The organism is Anaeromonas frigoriresistens, from assembly GCF_016820655.1.
Taxonomy (GTDB): domain Bacteria; phylum Bacillota; class Clostridia; order Tissierellales; family SIT17; genus Anaeromonas; species Anaeromonas frigoriresistens.
Genome location: NZ_WSFT01000053.1, coordinates 462,791 through 480,237 on the forward strand (window position 1 = coordinate 462,791; position 17,447 = coordinate 480,237).

Below are 17,447 nucleotides of genomic sequence, written 5' to 3' on the forward strand. Positions count from 1 at the left end.
ATAGTTTAAATTAATATGATTGTCTAATTATTTTCAGTTTATTACCTTCTTTGATCATTATCTATAAAATCTTTATACTCTTCAGAATTAATATTAACTAATATTACTTCTCTACCTATTCTAACAATATCTTTCCATTCAATAATTATATTGTTTGATTTACTAAAGAAACTCATTATTCCTCCGGGTTTAGGCATTATGATAGCTTTTATCTTTGCTTCTGCTAAATCTATTTCAATATCACTAATTAGACCTAATTTAGACCCATCTACTACATTTACAATCTCTTTTTCTCTCAATTCAGATGCTTTAATCATATTTTCACCTTCTTATCTTTTTATATATATTTATATTAACTTGTCTTAAAATATTCCTAAATAAAATATAAAAGAATAAAAAGCTGGTGTAGAATATATATTCTACACCAGCTTTTGCATATGTTTTAAAGCAGTTTTTTCTAATCTTGATACTTGTGCTTGAGATATTCCTATTTCTTCCGCCACTTCCATTTGAGTCTTTCCTTCATAAAACCTTAAGTTTAATATTAGTTTTTCTCTATCATTTAATCTCCTTAAACCTTCTCTTAAAGCTATTCCTTCTAACCAAGTTTCATCTTCACTCTTTTCATCACTTACTTGATCCATTACATATATAGCATCTCCACTATCATGATATATAGGCTCAAATAAAGATATAGGATCTTGAATTGCATCTAAAGCAAATACCACATCTTCTTTAGGTAAATCTAATTCCTTAGCTATTTCAGAAATTGTTGGTTCTTTTGAATTTTTATTTATTAACTGATCTCTCACTTGTAATGCTTTATATGCAATATCCCTTAAAGATCTGCTAACTCTAATTGAATTATTATCTCGTAAATACCTTCTTATTTCTCCAATAATCATAGGTACTGCATATGTGGAAAACTTAACATTTTGACTCAAATCAAAATTATCTATAGCTTTAATTAGTCCTATACATCCAACTTGGAACAAATCATCAACATGCTCGCCTCTTTTATTAAATCGCTGTATCACACTTAACACTAATCTTAAATTCCCTTGAATGAACTCATCTCTAGCTGACATATCACCTTTATGAATTCTGTCAAATAATTTTCTCATTTCTTTATTAGTTAATACAGGTAATTCTGCTGTGTTTACCCCACAAATTTCGACTTTATTAATGTACACTTATGTTCATTCCCTTCTTGATGATCTACCCCTTTCATTATCAATTATTACCTTATCAATGTATTTTATACTTAGGTTAATGTAATTACATGAACTTTTATTAAATATATTTAAATGGCATAATTTAAGTTAAAAATGTAAATAATATAATACTAATCTTATTGTTTATAAATAAAAGAAAAACATACAGATATATCTGTATGTTAAACCATTTTACTAATTTCTTTTTTGAGCCTTCTTACTATTCTTTTTTCTAAACGGGAAATATATGATTGTGATATTCCTAAAATATCAGCTACTTCTTTCTGAGTTTTTTCTTGTCCTATTGCTTTAAGTCCAAATCTGAGTTCCATAATTTTACGTTCTCTCTTAGTTAATTTCTCCATAGCTTCAAATAATAATTCTTTATCTATTTCTTCTTCTAATAATTTAAATATTATATCGCTATCTGTGCCTAAAATATCGGACAATAATAATTCATTTCCATCCCAATCAATATTTAATGGTTCATCAAAAGATATTTCAGATTTTGTTTTATTATTCCTTCTTAAGTACATAAGTATTTCATTTTCTATACATTTAGATGCATAAGTTGCTAGTTTAATTTTTTTGTCAGGTTTAAATGTATTAACAGCTTTTATAAGTCCAATAGTGCCAATAGAAATTAAATCTTCAATACCAACTCCAGTATTTTCAAACTTTCTTGCTATATAAACCACCAATCTTAAGTTTCTTTCTATTAATATTGTTTTTATAGAATCATCATCCTCTAATTTAGAAACAAGATATCTTTCTTCTTCTGGCTCTAGAGGTGGTGGTAATACTTCACTTCCACCTATGTAAAAAATCTCCTCAGAATCAAATAATCCAATTTTTTTCAAAAATCTGATGTATTTAATTTTTATTTTAATCTTTAATATTCTCCAAAACTTTTTCAATCCAAACGCCCCCACTTAGTTTATTATTTCAGGATGTAATAAAGCCACATAATCATTATCCTTAGTTAGATGATTATTATATATCCCTATGACAATATTTGATATTTTTCTATCCTCATCACTCTCTAATATAACTTCATCAGGTTTAAATCCTAACAACATACCATTATCCATACCAATAGACTTAAATGGTATTAACCTAAATTTAAGTATCTCATCCTCTTTATACATTACTTCTGAAATTAAGTTTAAATCATTCTCACTATATCGTGTGAAAATTTCTTGTATTGATATGGGTAATATTTCTTTAATTGCACTGAATTCTACAACTATTACTGGAATATTAGTTATAGGATCCATTAATGAATTACCTGTATCTACAAGACCTTTCAATTTTGTTTTTTTATTCTGTAGCTTTACAGTTAAGTTTATATACATATTCTGTTTACTCAACTTACTATAAATATATTGAAAAGCTATCTTAAAAAATAGTAATGAGATAATTATTCCAACAACTAAAAAACCAGGATTAAATCCAGCAATATCTCTTATATAAAAAATTCCTTTTCCAAAATATATTCTTGAATTAGTTAGATAGAATAAGGCAAAGGATCCTCCAGCAAATACAAAAGATACAGTATAGAAAGTTGTGAATAATTTAATGAATTTCTTCAATTTAATTGGATTATAAGCTACTATAATTAATAAAATTGATATACATATTTTAGCAATAAAATTAGACATAAAATATAAACTCGGAACAAATACCAAAAGTGTATATATAGCTCCTATTAATGCTGATATTATCAATCTTATATTTGATGTATCAGTTCGTGTAAATCTTTTAGTAACATATAATATTATGAAATTTATTATAAAGTTTTCTAATAATAAATACTCAGCATAGATATACAACCGAAAGCCCCCTTGAAATTATTTTTTATCTATGCATATTAAACATGCCTATATAAACTTCTATTCAATCAATATTATTCTTATGATTATTATATTAAATATTTACTCAGAAATATGTCAGAAGTTGAAGTCGAAAAAAGACCCATTTCATAGAAAATGAAATGGGCCCCAATTTTTCTTATTTATTTGTCCTTCTTCTTAAAAAAGTTGGTATATCTAATTCATCATTAGAGTTATCTTCGGTATTATTATTCTTCAAATCTTCTTTAAATTCCTCTTTTTTAGGAATCTGTTTATTAATAGGATTTAAAGAACTATTTTCTTTAGGATTATTATTAAAACCAGTTGCAATGACAGTAATTTGAATATCATCCTTTAGACTCTCATCTACAACTGCTCCAAATATTATATTAGCATCTGGATCAACTGATTGTTTTATCAAATCCGCTGCTTCATTTACCTCAAATAAACCTAAATTTGATCCGCCAGTAATATTTAATAATACTCCTTTAGCTCCTTCTATAGAAGTTTCTAATAGCGGACTATGTATTGCCTGTTTAGCAGCTTCAGTAGCTCTATTTTCTCCATTAGCTCTACCAATTCCCATATGAGCTAATCCTTGGTCTAACATTATAGTAGTTACATCAGCAAAGTCAAGATTAACCAACCCAGGTACTGCAATTAAATCAGATATACCTTGTATACCTTGTCTTAAAACATCATCTGCTATTTTAAATGCAGCCATAATTGATGTTTTCTTCTCAACCATTTGTAATAATCTATCATTTGGTATAGTTACTAAAGTATCCACTCTACCTTTTAAATCTTCAATACCCTTATTAGCATGAGTCATCCTTCTTCCGCCTTCAAACATAAAAGGTTTAGTTACAACTCCCACTGTCAATATACCCATTTCTTTTGCTACTTCTGCAACTACAGGAGCAGCACCAGTCCCTGTTCCACCACCCATTCCAGCAGTGATAAATACCATATCAGCTCCTTCTAGAGCTTCTTGTATTTCATTTCTACTTTCTTCAGCAGCCTTTTTACCTATTTCAGGATTAGCTCCAGCACCTAAACCTCTAGTTAATTTGTCACCAATTTGAATTTTGGTATCAGCCTTTGATGAATGAAGGGCTTGTCTATCAGTATTAACAGCAATAAAGTTTACTCCTTTAACGCCTTCTTCTATCATTCTATTAACTGCATTATTTCCTCCACCACCTACTCCGACTACTTTTATCTGAGCGAATTGTTCCATATCTACATCAAATTCAAACACGATTTAACCCCCTTATTACTGATAAATTGTCATTTTTATTACATTGTTAGAATTTTCACTGTGTATAAAAAAATACCTTTTAACATACATATATTCTACATATATTTCTATTTTCCTGCTAGATTATCAATATAGTTTAAAAAACCTATATTTAATTTTTATCATACCATACATTTATCCATTTAAATGACTTTAAAACTAGAAGATTTTAGCAATTAGTAAAACACTGATAATATTATATCAGTGTTTTACTAGTCATTCAAATGGTTTTTGTTGAAAAAATATCTTCTTATAATAGCAAAATTATTAAATAACCTCATACCAAAAGCAAATATAGCAGCATAATATAAAGGTACTCCTAATTTATCACCTATATATGCTAGTAAAGCTGCTAAAATAGCATTTCCAATAAATCCAGAAATAAATATCCCTGCATTAAATTTATTTGCTAATGATGCTCTAACTCCTCCAAAAACAGAATCCATACAAGCTAAAATTGCTACTGACATATAAGTAGAATAACTTAATGAAAATGTTACTGGAACATATAAACCAACAATGACTCCTACAATAATACCGATTAAAGCAATTATCATACTATTCACCTTCTTCTACAGGTTGCATATATTTTATATCTAAACTATTATTATATCTTGGAATAACAATATAATTTCTTTCTTCACTTTCTACCCTTAAACCTCTACCATCTTTTAAATATCTACCATAGGTCCCTGGAGCATTAATTGCTGCAGATAGTTTTCTAGGGTTTCCAATAGCATATATAGTAAACGGAGCCGGTAGATTTTTATTATTAACTCTCAATACTGGACCGTTACATTGAACAGCAGAAGTGTGTATTAACCGCTCACCTCGGACACTCATGGCCTCAGCTCCAGCTACCTTTAAATCATTTATTATATTTTGTATATCTCCCTCATGTACAATACTACTATCATCCCATTCTTCATTAAATTTCTTATCACTATCATTAATTGTTAATATCAAACCTGGACCTTCTAAATCATTAAATCCACCAAAGTTTTTTATTTTTTCAATATCTTTTTCTAAGATTTCTACAACATCTTTAGTATCTGCATCTTTTAGCTGATCTAACTTCTTGTCTTGTTCATTAATTAATATTTGAATATTTTCAATTTCACTTTTGGTTTTATTAACTTCTGCTTGAGTTTCCTTTATAGTTGATAAAGGAACATATGAATTTTCTCCAATATTATTTCTAATCTGATAGGGTATTATTATCCCTAAGGCAATACACATAATAAAAATGATTCCATTGATAACATATTTATTCATCCTAAGACCTCCTTAAGGCCTATTCTTCTGAAGATACTGGTCGAGCATATTTAAATTCTTTTATTTCTGTATATCTTGGAATAGTAATATTATCCTTTTTAGTCATTTCTATTTTAAAACCATACCATTCCATTAAATCAATTGGAGATGAAGACATTCCTAATGTTGACTCAAAGTTTTCTACAGGTCCTATAGCTTTTATTACTATAGGTACTCCAATTGCTTTATTATTAAAATTAATGTTATCCCCTGCAATTGTCATCTCAGAAAATGATGTATACCTTAAATCATTAATAGAAATTGCCTCTGCACCTGAAACATTTAAGTAACTGATAATATCTAATAAATATGAGTAATAATCTACTATAGTTGTATACTCTGTCTGTTCACCATTATACTCTGGATTATTTATTTTTATTTCTATTCCAGGTCCTTCAACTTTCTTATATCCAGCAAACATCTTGTATTTAAGTAATGACTCTGAAAGCTCCTTTACATAGTCACTTTCTTGAGATGCCTCATTTTCATATTTCTTTACCTTATTTTCTAAATTGGTTAACTCATTCATCAAAGTTTCCTTTTCACTTTCAAGTTTTGTCAATTCTTCGACTAACTCTCTATTTTTTTGAGTCGGAATAAATCCTTGCCCTACAATACTATTAACAGTTTTATATTGTATAGCTATTATTACTCCTAATAATATACATACTGCTATTATTAATCCCTTAGATATCCAACTTTTCATTAATTACCTCCTAGTCCTATTTTACAATAATAGGATTCTTCCCCTTATTTAAATGAATTTCTTTAGCTAAAATTTCTTTTTTCTGTAAATCATTAACTATTTCATCTATAAGTCTTAATTTATATTCTATATCATTTAACCTACCAAATGCAATATTTGTTCCACTATTTAGTACTAATGTAATATCATCTTCTTTCTGTACTATGCTCTGAATTACAAAGGAATATTTGTTTTTATTACATAAATTTAACATTTGTAGAATCTTTTTTATAGGTGCAAATTTTTCAAAATTAATTTTTTCAGAAGTTTTAACAATTATTTTCTCATCACTTTTTAGTATTGGTAACTGTTTTTCTTTCAATTCTGATAAGATATTGAGCACATAACCTTCATTGTCAATATATATATAAGTTCCATTATTATTATATACTAATGTTTCTTTTCTTTCTTTTAATTCTACATTGACTCGATCAGGAAATCTCCTGTTAATTTCAACATCTTTAATATAAGGATGTCTTAATAAATTATTTTCTGCTGTATCTATATCAATTTTAAAAACATTTTCTCCTATATTTAAACCAGAAGCCAATAATACCTTTTCATCATTTAATACATTATTGCCTTCAATATCTATATTTTTAATATGAAAAAAAGTTGTCTGGGTTAATACAATAATAAATAATATAGCTAATAAAAGTAGTGACAATATTAATAACGTTAACCTTTTTTTCTTTTTAACTTTTCTATCAACTCTAGATTCTCTTCCCATGTTAAATCCCCCTATGGCTTGTACATAATCTAATAAGCAGCTAAAAGCTGCTTATTCAATCCTCCTAATATTAGCTCCTATGGAAGTAAGATTTTCTTCTAATTTTTCATATCCTCTATCAATATGATATATATTATCGACAATTGTAGTACCTTTAGCCGCCAATCCAGCTAATAATAAACATGCTCCACCCCTTAGGTCCTTAGCTGTTACTTTTGCTCCTGTTAATTGACTAACGCCTTTAATGACAGCTACATTACCAACAGTTTTTATATTTGCTCCCATTCTAACTAATTCTGGAACATGCTTAAATCTATTCTCGAATATCGTCTCTGATATGATACTAGTACCATTGGCTATAGTTAATAAAGACATAACCTGAGCTTGCATATCTGTGGGAAAGCCAGGATAAGGGATAGTTTGTAAAGACTCAATAGGACTTATTATTTTTGGTCCTATAATCTTTAGAGTAGTACAGTTATTATAAATGAGACATCCAGCTTCCCTAAGTTTTGCTATAATTGATTGGATATGATCTACTTCAATATTTTTTAACACAACTTCTCCACCGGTTATACCTGATGCCACCATATATGTTCCAGCAACAATTCTATCAGGAATTATGGTATGTTCTACACTATTTAAGTGATCAACTCCATCTATTCTTATTATACTTGTTCCTGCACCATATATCTTCCCACCCATAGCATTTAAATAATTCTGCAAATCAATTATTTCAGGTTCCTTAGCAGCATTTCTAATTATTGTAGTACCCTTTGCTTTAATGGCTGCTAACATAATATTTTCTGTAGCTCCAACACTAGGATAATCTAGTTGAATATCGGCACCTTTTAAGTTATTTCCTTTACAATAGATGAACCCATGAGACTCCTCTATCTCTGCACCTAATTCTTTTAAAGCTTTTAGATGGAAATCGATAGGTCTAGGTCCTATTTCACACCCACCAGGATAACTTACTTCAACCTCTTGACATCTAGCTAGCATTGCACCCATTAGTATAATTGAAGATCTCATTTCTCTTACAAGTTCCTCAGGTATTCTTACTGTATTTAATGTTCTAGAATCTACAGTTACTATATTATCTACTCTATCCACTTTACATCCTACAGCTCTTAATATTTTTATCATTACCTTTAAATCACTAATATCAGGCACATTGAACACAGTATTTATATCGTTATTTAATACTGTAGCAGCTAAAATAGGTAACACAGAATTTTTTGCACCACTTACTGCTATTTCTCCTGCCAGTTTTTTTCCGCCTTCTATTATATATTTAGACATCATTACACCTCCATAATATGCAATAGTTCTATGTAAACTATATATATATTTTATGCATATCTTAAGGAGGTGTGACATTGACTATATAAGTTCCAAAATTATATTATATATTCTGTCAGTGGAATCCCTATTTCCTAACTTTTTACTATTAATAGCCATTTTATCTAATTTATCTTCATCTTGCAATAATGTAGTCAATTCATAATTTAATTTATCTCCAGTAACTTCACTATCTAAAATCATTATTCCTGCCTCAGCTTTTTCAATAGCTCTAGCATTAAACTCTTGATGATTACCAGTAGTATAACCTTTTGGGATTATTATACTTGGTATACCGGTTGCTGTAACTTCAGCTAAAGTTATAGCTCCTGCACTAGTTATCACTAAATCAGCTATACTTAATCCTTTTGGCATGTCATAAAAATATGGAAGAACCTTTATATTTTCTGGTAATGTTTTGATGCCTTTACTTCTTAACTGTTTCATAAAAGTTTCATAATGTCTTTTTCCCGTAATATGAAGTAGTTGAATGTCATGATTATTAATATTTTTCTCTATAATTCCTACTACTGAATCATTTAAACTTTTCTGTCCTCCACTACCTCCTAGTGAAATTACGAACTTCCTATGTTTATCTATATTTAATTCTTTATATGCTTCATCTTTATTAACATTAAAAAAATCTATTTTTACTGGGTTTCCTGTGATTGTTACTTTTTCACTATTTTTGAAGTACTTTTTACTTTCTTCAAAACTTGCCGCAATTCTATCAACAAATTTAGAAAGAATTCTATTTGTAGCTCCCGGAAGCGCATTTTGCTCATGTATTAGGGTAGGTATGTTCTTTAAAGATGCCATAAACACCACTGGACCACATACATATCCACCTGTACCTACAACTACATCAGGAGAGAATTCTTTTATTACTTTTCGAGCATCATTTAAGCCTAAGAATAGTTCTTTTACCGACTTGGCAGTATCTATAGATAGCTTTCTCTCAAACCCTTTAACTCTTATTCCCTTAAAATTAAAACCTTCTCTCGGTACTAATTCTGACTCCATACTATTATGTGTTCCTACATAGAGGATCTCCGCTTCAGAGTTTTTTTCTCTTATCTTTTTAGCAATGGCTAAGGCAGGAGATATATGTCCTCCTGTTCCTCCTCCTGTAATTAAAAATTTCATCTAGTTTCAACTCCTATCTAACTTTGTATGTCTAGAAATATTCAATAATATTCCAATTCCTGCCATAAATACCAATAGAGATGTTCCCCCAGCGCTAACAAAGGGTAGTGGTATTCCTGTTGGTGGTAATGAACTAGTAACAACTCCGATATGTACTAAAGTTTGTATGGATATTAATGCAGTTATTCCTGAGGCTAAATAGCATCCAAATAAATCCTTTGCTGATAGTGCTATCTTTATTCCCCTCCAAATAATAATTAAAAAAAGTAATATTATTATTACGCTACCTATAAACCCTAACTCTTCTCCAATTATAGAAAAAATAAAGTCATTATAAGGTTCTGATAAATAAAAAAACTTTTGTTTGCTTTGACCTAATCCAGCTCCAAACAATCCTCCAGAACCTAATGCATACAATGATTGAATTACTTGCCATCCGTCTCCTGTAGGGTCTTCAAATGGATGTAAAAACACTGTCATTCTTCTAATTCTATAACTTTCACCTATAATTGCAAAACCTAAAGCAGTTACTCCAATCATTCCCAATCCTATTAAATGACTCATTTTAGCTCCTGCAATAAATAACATTGCTATTAATGTAACTGCCAAAGTGGCACTAGTACTTAAATCTGGTTGTATTATTATTAGTCCAGCAGAAAAAGAAATTAACATTAGAGCAGGCAAAAGACCTTTTTTAAATTTTCTAATATCATCTTTTTTCTTGGCTAAAAAAGTGGCCATTAAAATTATTGAACCTAACTTTATAGCATCTGAAGGCATTAAAGTATATCCAAAAACTTTAATCCATCTTGTAGCACCACCAGCTTCAAACCCTAAAGGTGTAAATAAAAGAGCATTTAGAACTATACACCCTAGAAATATTATTTTCGATAATCTACTTAATATCCAATACTTAAAATTCATAAAAAAAATCATAACAAAAAAACCTAAAACAGCAAAAACCAACTGCTTTATTAGATAATGATAAGGATTACCTAATTTATAATCGGCATCGGGGTAACTAGAACTAAATACCATTACAATCCCTATAAACACTAAAATGATTGTAGTAATCATTAATGTAAAATCACTAGCCTTTTTGGGCATTGTGAATCCTCCTTATATCATGTATAAGATTTTTAAACTCATTTCCTCTTATTTCATAATTACTATACATATCCCAACTAGCAGATGCAGGAGATAATAATACATTACTCCCCGGGGTAGCTATAGCATAAGCCTTATTTACTGCTTCTTTCATGTTATTAACCAAGTAAATATTCTCTATCCCCTTTACTTTTGCAATTTTTTTAATCTTATCTTTTGTTTCTCCTAATAATATTAATGATGAAACTTTATTATTGAAAGAATCAACAAACTCATCATACTCTGAGTTTTTATCATATCCTCCAGCTATGAGTATTATAGGTGAATCAAGTGCCTTCACAGCCTGAATAGATGCATCTGGATTAGTTCCTTTAGAATCATTATAATATTTAACTCCATTAATCTTTTCCACATATTCTAACCTATGCTCTACTCCTTCATAAGAAGAAATTGAGTTTCTCAAATTATTGATATCTATATCCATAGCTAAGGATATACCTATTGTAGTCATTATGTTTTGTATATTATGCTTACCAGGTATCTTGATATCATCAATGTTTATTATATTAATATTCTTAATACCGTCACTATATACAATATTATTACAATCTATAAAAATACCTTTTTCTAACTTTTTATTTTGACTAAACCAAATAATTTTAGAATGAATTTTATCTTTCAGTTTTTTCACATCTTCATCATCATAATTCAATATTGTAAAATCATTTTCATCTTGATTTTGAAAGATTTTTGCCTTCGACATTATATAATTCTCATAATTACCATGCCAATCAATATGATCAGGTTTAAGATTTATTATAGCACTAACGTCAGGTTTAAATTCAACAGTATTTTCTAATTGGAAACTGCTAGTTTCAATAATAAAATAATCTTCTTCATTTGAATTAACTAGTTCCCATAGAATTCCTACTCCAATATTTCCTGTTACATGAGTTGGTTTATTATCTTCTTTAAACACTTTTCCAACTAATGTGGTAGTAGTTGTCTTCCCATTAGTACCTGTAATTGCAATGAATTTATTATTGAATAGTCTATATCCTAGTTCAATATCAGTAATTACTTCAATATTATTTTTAATTGCATTCTTAATAATTGGAACTGAACTCCTTATACCTGGACTCTTAATAATTAAATCTATATTGTCTAAATTTATTTCATTGCAGCCTAAATAATATTTAATGTCTATATATTCTAATTCTTTTATATACTTTTCTAATTCTTTTTCATTTTTAGAATCATTTATTATAATATTAGCTCCCAATTTATTCAATGCTTTAGCAGTAGCTACTCCACTTATACCTAAACCTAATATTAAAATATTTTCATTCTTTATATTCATAGTATCACCTACTCTATATATAATATCTTAGTGCTAATAAACCCACTAAACATAATCCTACAGTCGCCAACCAAAACACCGTAACAACTTTAGTTTCTTTCCAACCAGATAATTCATAGTGATGATGAAGAGGACTCATTTTAAATATTCTCTTGCCTGTTAATTTAAAACTTAGTACTTGAAGAATAACTGATAAGGTCTCTGCAAAATATATACCTCCAACAATTGGTAGTATAAGAGGTATCTTCATAATAATTGATATAGCAGCTATAGCTCCACCTAATGCTAATGACCCTGTGTCACCCATAAAAACTTTTGCTGGGTGGGAGTTATATTTTAAAAATCCAAGACATCCTCCAGCTAAAGCAGCACTAAATACTGTAACTGTACTGTAACCCATTTTTAATGCAACTAAACTAAAGAATGATAATACTATTAAGGTTACTCCCGTTGCTAAACCATCTAATCCATCAGTTAAATTAACACTATTAACTGTTCCAACTACTACAAATACTATAAAAGGAAGATAAATAATCCCTAAATCCAAATAAAAGTTATTTAAAAAGGGTACTATTACCTCAGTTCCTTCTGATGCTGTTCTAGTTTGATATATAACTAAAATCACTGCTATAAAAATTTGACCTAATAATTTTTGATATGCCCTTAATCCTAAATTTCTTTTAAGTACAACTTTTATAAAATCATCTATAAATCCAATAGCTCCAAATCCTAAAGTAGCAAAAATTAAAATAATTAAATCTTGATTCACTATTCCAGAAGTTAAAGAAGTAATAATTGCTGCTATTAAAAACATCAAACCTCCCATTGTTGGAGTTCCGCTCTTTTTTATATGACTTTTTGGTCCTTCAGCTCTTATGCTTTGTCCTACCTTCAACCTTCTTAATAATGGAATAGTAATAGGTCCTAATATTAATGTTATTATAAATGAAATCGCAATAATTCTAATTATATCTAAATAGTCTATCATTCTTGTTTCTCCTCTCAAGTTATCTCAGTTTTTTATGTCTCTAATTTTTATCTAGTTTATTAAGTATCTGTGTAACAATTTTAAATTCATTAAATTCATAGGTTTCACCATTAATTATTTGATAGGTTTCATGTCCTTTTCCAAGAAGTAATATAATATCCTTGGGTTTAGCATTTTTTATAGCATATTCAATCGCCTTTCTTCTATCTGGGATTATTTCATATATACAGGATTTTTCATCTAGCCCTATAAGGATTTCTTCTATAATATCTTCAGTTTTTTCCGATCTAGAATTATCACTAGTTAATACACAAAGATCTGAATAATATGAAGCAATTTCTCCCATCTTCGGTCTTTTAGTCTTATCCCTATCTCCTCCACAACCAAATACAGTAACAATTCTTCCTTGTGCAAATTCCTTTACAGTCTTTAGTACATTATCAAATCCGTCAGGAGAATGTGCGAAATCTATTATAACATCAAATTCTCTATTTATAGGTAATACTTCAAATCTGCCCTTTACCCCTTTTATTTTTTCTAACCCTTTTTTAATAGTTTCTAAACTAACCCCCATTGCTACAGCACAGCTAGTAGCAGCTAATGCATTGTAAATGTTAAAAAGTCCAGGGGTTGTCATGTTAATATCTATGGTGCCTTTAGGGGTTTGTATGTCAAATTTAATTCCTTTTACTGAAAGCTCTAGATTTTCAGCCCTTATATCTCCAGATTGAAGACCATAAGTTATTAGTTTAGTATCTACATTCTCAAGTTCTTTAATCATTTGCTTGCCATATATATCATCCGAGTTAATTATATTAAAATCTTTAGTCATGTAAAATAATTTAAGCTTTGCTCTCATATAATTTTCAATAGTCTCATGAAAATCAAGATGTTCTGCAGATAAGTTGGTAAATACTCCAATATTAAAATTTATTAAATCTACTCTATTTAATTCAATAGAATGAGAAGAAACTTCCATTATGCAATTACTAATTTTCTCTTTAATCATATTATTAAAAAACTTCTGGAGGTGTAGGGATTCTGGAGTAGTATTATTAGTTTTAATTGTTTTATTTTCTATATTACTTCCTAGAGTACCTATAATACCAACTCTATCTTTTTCTTCTAGAATAGATTTAATAAAATATGTTGTAGAAGTTTTGCCATTTGTTCCTGTAATACCAATAACGTTTAGATTTCTGGAAGGATTATTATAAAAGGAATCAGATATATGTGCCAACGCCTTCCTTGAATTTTTAACTTTTATGATAGGTATATCTCTATCTAATTCAATACTATTCTCTACAACTAAAGCTTTGGCTCCATTAGCTACTGCCTCTTCTATAAAATCATGTCCATCTACTTTAAAACCTGATATAGCTACAAATAAAGTATTTTCCTTTACTTGCCTAGAATCAAAAACTATTCTATCTATTTCTACATCTGTATCTCCCTTTATTTTTGTATAGTCCATATTTCTAATAATTTCAAATAGGTTCATGATTACACCTCTCTAAATTATACTAAATAAATAATATCAAAAAAAATGATTATATTCTATTATAACATTATTAAATTATATTTATAATAATGAAAATTTCCATATATTTTAAAAAAGGCAACTATCAAACATCCGTCTGAAGTTGCCTAAGCTTTTAATCTAAATTAATTTCTTCTAAACTTATTCTAACCTCTGTATTATAATCCACAATTGTACCAGCTTTAGGTGATTGCGAAACTACATTACCTTTTCCATCAAATTTAAAGTTTATATCAATACTGTTTAGTATCTCTATTGCTTCATTTTGATCTTTACCTATTAAATTAGGTACTATACTGCTACTTTTTTCAATAGGTGTTGACTCTATATATAATTCAATAATTTGACCTTTTTTAACTTTTGTACCTGCTTTAGGTAATTGATCCTTAACAATATCTTCTGATTTAGGTGTTACTATATCTGTTACATGTTTTAATCCTATTTCATTTAATTTTTTAGAGGCTTCAGATATACTTAAACCTTCCATATCGGGTATTTCTATTAAGCTAACTTCAAATTCTTTCTTTTCTTCCTCAGTTAATACAGGTTGATAGTCTAAGTAGTCTAAAGTTTCTTGAAGTATCTGACCAGCCACTGGCGCCGCTATCTGACCCCCATAATAAACCCCAGCACTAGGTTCATCTATAACTACCAACGCTACAACCTTTGGGTTATCTACGGGCGCAATCCCTGCAAAAGATGCAATATACTTACCTGGTGCATATCTTCCATCTACTACTTTTTGAGCTGTACCAGTCTTCCCTCCAATTTTATACCCTGGTTTATAGGCTTTACCACCAGTACCTTCAGATACTACGGACTCTAATATTTGGAGTAAATTTTGTGAAGTTTCCTCTGATATAACCTTTCGAACTACTTTATCTTGAAATTGATGTATTACATTTCCTTCATTATCAGTAATTTTTCTAGCAATCTTAGGTTCCATTAGATTTCCTCCATTTGCTACTGCAGATATGGCTGTTACCATTTGTATTGGAGTAACAGATATACCTTGCCCAAACGATATCGTTGCTAAATTAACTTCTTTCATGCTTTCAAGACTTCTTACAATTCCAGATGTTTCTCCAGTCAAGGAAATTCCTGTTTTACTGCCAAATCCAAACTTCTTAACATATTCATGCATTTTTTCTTTACCTAATTTTAAACCTACACTTACAAATACTTCATTGCATGAATTTAATACTCCTTCTACAAAACTTTGACTTCCATGAGGATTATAATATCTCCAACATTTTATCCGTGCTCCCTTTATCTGTCTTGCAAATCCATCACAATAAAACTCAGTATTATTTGTTACGACTTTTTCTTCCAATCCAGCAGCAGAAGTTATTATTTTAAAGGTAGAGCCAGGTTCATAGTTATCATTTATAGGGAAATTTCTCCAGCTTTCGTAGAGCAAATTAGATTTTGTATCCCATGGAATTTTATCATATTTTTCTTTTTCAAAATCTTGTAATGGCTTCCAGGGTTCCTCAGGATCAAAAATTAATGTATTTCTATCATTCGGATCATAATCTGGTTTTGTTGCCATGGCTAATAATTCCCCATTGCTAGGATCCATCAAAATAACAGATACTTTTTTTGCTTTATTTTTTACCAAAGCTTCTAATGCTGCTTTTTCAGCTAAATGTTGTATAGTCTCATCAATAGTCAATACTAGATTCATGCCTTTTTGTGGTTCAAAAAAACCTTGATTGTCATAGGGTAACTCTCTTTGTTTTCCATCAACTGTCTTTATCCATCGTCCATTTATACCAGTTAGATACTTATCATATATTTTTTCTACTCCGTATAATCCAAAACTATCAATATCCGTAAATCCTAAAATATGAGCAGCAAAATTCCCCATAGGATAATATCTTTGATTATCATCAACAATTTCTATGCCTTTGATTTTTTTGGTTCTTAATGCATCAGCTACATCTTTACTTATCCACTTTTTAATAATTACAAGGCTTTGCTTTTTGGTTATAGATTTATAAATATCATTTTTTTCCATATCTAATATATTTGCTAATGTGTTAGATATATTCTCAGGATTTTCAATATCTGCTGGTCTACACCATACTGTATAACTACTTACACTAGTCGCAATAACATTATTATTCCTATCATATATAATACCTCTTTTAGCTGGAACTGGTATATCTCTTGTCCATTGCTCTAATGCATCTTCTCTAAGTTTTTCACCTTTAATTATTTGTATTTGTGCTAATCTACCCATTAATAAAATTAATGAAATCAAACAAAAGAACAAAGTAAATACCAATCTTTTTTTAGTAGTTACACTTGGTGAAGACACTTAAGAAGACCCCCTTGATTAATTAACTATATTATTTATAATTTTACCTATTAGGTTATTATTTTCAGCTGTGTTTTGGAGGTTCTCTTCTGTTGTATTAGCTAAAGCTATAGTACTACCCTCATTTACATCTATATATACCTTTTGATTTTCACTAGGATAATTCATATTTAGACTACTTATAGCAACTTCTTCTATCCATCTAGAATCTTTAACTCTTTCCAAGTTTATTGTAATGTTTTGCTTTTCCTTTTCTAGATTAGTCACTTCAGTTTGTAAAGAAGAAAAATCATATTGTAGTTTTGATATATGTGCAAATCTTAGTAATACCACTATTGCTATAGTTAGTAAACCAGAAGCATATAAAAATAATTTCAGTTTTATAAGGGTATTATTTTTTTTGGGTTTTTTATTCCGCTGTGGCTTTTTAATCTTTTCTTCTTTATACTCATAGTTTTGAAACTCTTTTCTTGCTACTACCAA

General features: G+C 29.1%; 17 protein-coding genes. All 17 read right to left on the reverse strand.

Annotation, left to right across the window (positions count from 1 at the left end; translation table 11 throughout):
• Positions 1-41: 41 nt before the first annotated feature.
• The 17 genes from GOQ27_RS16495 to GOQ27_RS16575 all read right to left on the reverse strand — a co-directional run bounded on the left by GOQ27_RS16495 (position 42) and on the right by GOQ27_RS16575 (position 17,447).
• Positions 42-317, reverse strand: a complete 276-nt coding sequence (locus GOQ27_RS16495) for a YlmC/YmxH family sporulation protein (RefSeq protein WP_203367971.1) — start codon at positions 315-317, stop codon at positions 42-44.
• Between the two features lie 102 nt (positions 318-419).
• Positions 420-1,193, reverse strand: a complete 774-nt coding sequence (gene sigG, locus GOQ27_RS16500) for an RNA polymerase sporulation sigma factor SigG (protein ID WP_203367972.1) — start codon at positions 1,191-1,193, stop codon at positions 420-422.
• A gap of 203 nt (positions 1,194-1,396) precedes the next feature.
• On the reverse strand, positions 1,397-2,131 hold the full coding sequence (gene sigE, locus GOQ27_RS16505) for an RNA polymerase sporulation sigma factor SigE (protein ID WP_203367973.1): 735 nt from the start codon (positions 2,129-2,131) through the stop codon (positions 1,397-1,399).
• 15 nt (positions 2,132-2,146) lie between these two features.
• A complete protein-coding gene (spoIIGA, locus tag GOQ27_RS16510; protein ID WP_207751330.1) occupies positions 2,147-3,046 on the reverse strand; it encodes a sigma-E processing peptidase SpoIIGA in 900 nt (299 codons plus the stop codon).
• Positions 3,047-3,224: 178 nt separating this feature from the next.
• Entirely contained in the window at positions 3,225-4,328 is a 1,104-nt protein-coding gene (gene ftsZ / locus GOQ27_RS16515) for a cell division protein FtsZ (RefSeq protein WP_203367974.1), read from the reverse strand.
• 251 nt (positions 4,329-4,579) lie between these two features.
• Positions 4,580-4,924, reverse strand: a complete 345-nt coding sequence (locus tag GOQ27_RS16520) for a small basic family protein (RefSeq protein ID WP_207751331.1) — start codon at positions 4,922-4,924, stop codon at positions 4,580-4,582.
• 1 nt (position 4,925) lies between these two features.
• Complete coding sequence (locus tag GOQ27_RS16525) at positions 4,926-5,642, reverse strand: DUF881 domain-containing protein (protein ID WP_203367975.1); 717 nt, start codon at positions 5,640-5,642, stop codon at positions 4,926-4,928.
• A gap of 19 nt (positions 5,643-5,661) precedes the next feature.
• Positions 5,662-6,387 carry a DUF881 domain-containing protein gene (locus GOQ27_RS16530; RefSeq protein WP_203367976.1) on the reverse strand — a complete coding sequence of 242 codons (726 nt, stop codon included), beginning with the start codon at positions 6,385-6,387 and terminating at the stop codon, positions 5,662-5,664.
• 16 nt (positions 6,388-6,403) lie between these two features.
• Positions 6,404-7,156: a cell division protein FtsQ/DivIB gene (locus GOQ27_RS16535; RefSeq protein WP_203367977.1), complete on the reverse strand. Its 753-nt coding sequence runs from the start codon at positions 7,154-7,156 to the stop codon at positions 6,404-6,406.
• A gap of 51 nt (positions 7,157-7,207) precedes the next feature.
• The gene (gene murA / locus GOQ27_RS16540; protein WP_203367978.1) at positions 7,208-8,461 is read right to left on the reverse strand and encodes a UDP-N-acetylglucosamine 1-carboxyvinyltransferase; all 1,254 of its coding nucleotides are present in this window, start codon (positions 8,459-8,461) and stop codon (positions 7,208-7,210) included.
• Between the two features lie 81 nt (positions 8,462-8,542).
• Positions 8,543-9,646 (reverse strand): undecaprenyldiphospho-muramoylpentapeptide beta-N-acetylglucosaminyltransferase, encoded by a 1,104-nt coding sequence (gene murG, locus GOQ27_RS16545; RefSeq protein WP_203367979.1) that lies wholly within the window; start codon positions 9,644-9,646, stop codon positions 8,543-8,545.
• Positions 9,647-9,652: 6 nt separating this feature from the next.
• The gene (gene ftsW / locus GOQ27_RS16550) at positions 9,653-10,753 is read right to left on the reverse strand and encodes a putative lipid II flippase FtsW (RefSeq protein WP_203367980.1); all 1,101 of its coding nucleotides are present in this window, start codon (positions 10,751-10,753) and stop codon (positions 9,653-9,655) included.
• Positions 10,737-12,113, reverse strand: coding sequence for a UDP-N-acetylmuramoyl-L-alanine--D-glutamate ligase (gene murD, locus GOQ27_RS16555; protein WP_203367981.1), 1,377 nt, complete (start codon positions 12,111-12,113; stop codon positions 10,737-10,739). Before murD ends, ftsW begins: the two co-directional genes overlap by 17 nt.
• A 13-nt stretch (positions 12,114-12,126) precedes the next feature.
• Positions 12,127-13,101 carry a phospho-N-acetylmuramoyl-pentapeptide-transferase gene (mraY, locus tag GOQ27_RS16560; RefSeq protein WP_203367982.1) on the reverse strand — a complete coding sequence of 325 codons (975 nt, stop codon included), beginning with the start codon at positions 13,099-13,101 and terminating at the stop codon, positions 12,127-12,129.
• A 40-nt stretch (positions 13,102-13,141) separates the two neighbouring features.
• Positions 13,142-14,602: a UDP-N-acetylmuramoyl-L-alanyl-D-glutamate--2,6-diaminopimelate ligase gene (locus GOQ27_RS16565; protein WP_203367983.1), complete on the reverse strand. Its 1,461-nt coding sequence runs from the start codon at positions 14,600-14,602 to the stop codon at positions 13,142-13,144.
• Positions 14,603-14,756: 154 nt separating this feature from the next.
• Complete coding sequence (locus GOQ27_RS16570) at positions 14,757-16,964, reverse strand: stage V sporulation protein D (RefSeq protein WP_203367984.1); 2,208 nt, start codon at positions 16,962-16,964, stop codon at positions 14,757-14,759.
• An 18-nt stretch (positions 16,965-16,982) separates the two neighbouring features.
• Positions 16,983-17,447, reverse strand: a complete 465-nt coding sequence (locus tag GOQ27_RS16575; protein ID WP_203367985.1) for a cell division protein FtsL — start codon at positions 17,445-17,447, stop codon at positions 16,983-16,985.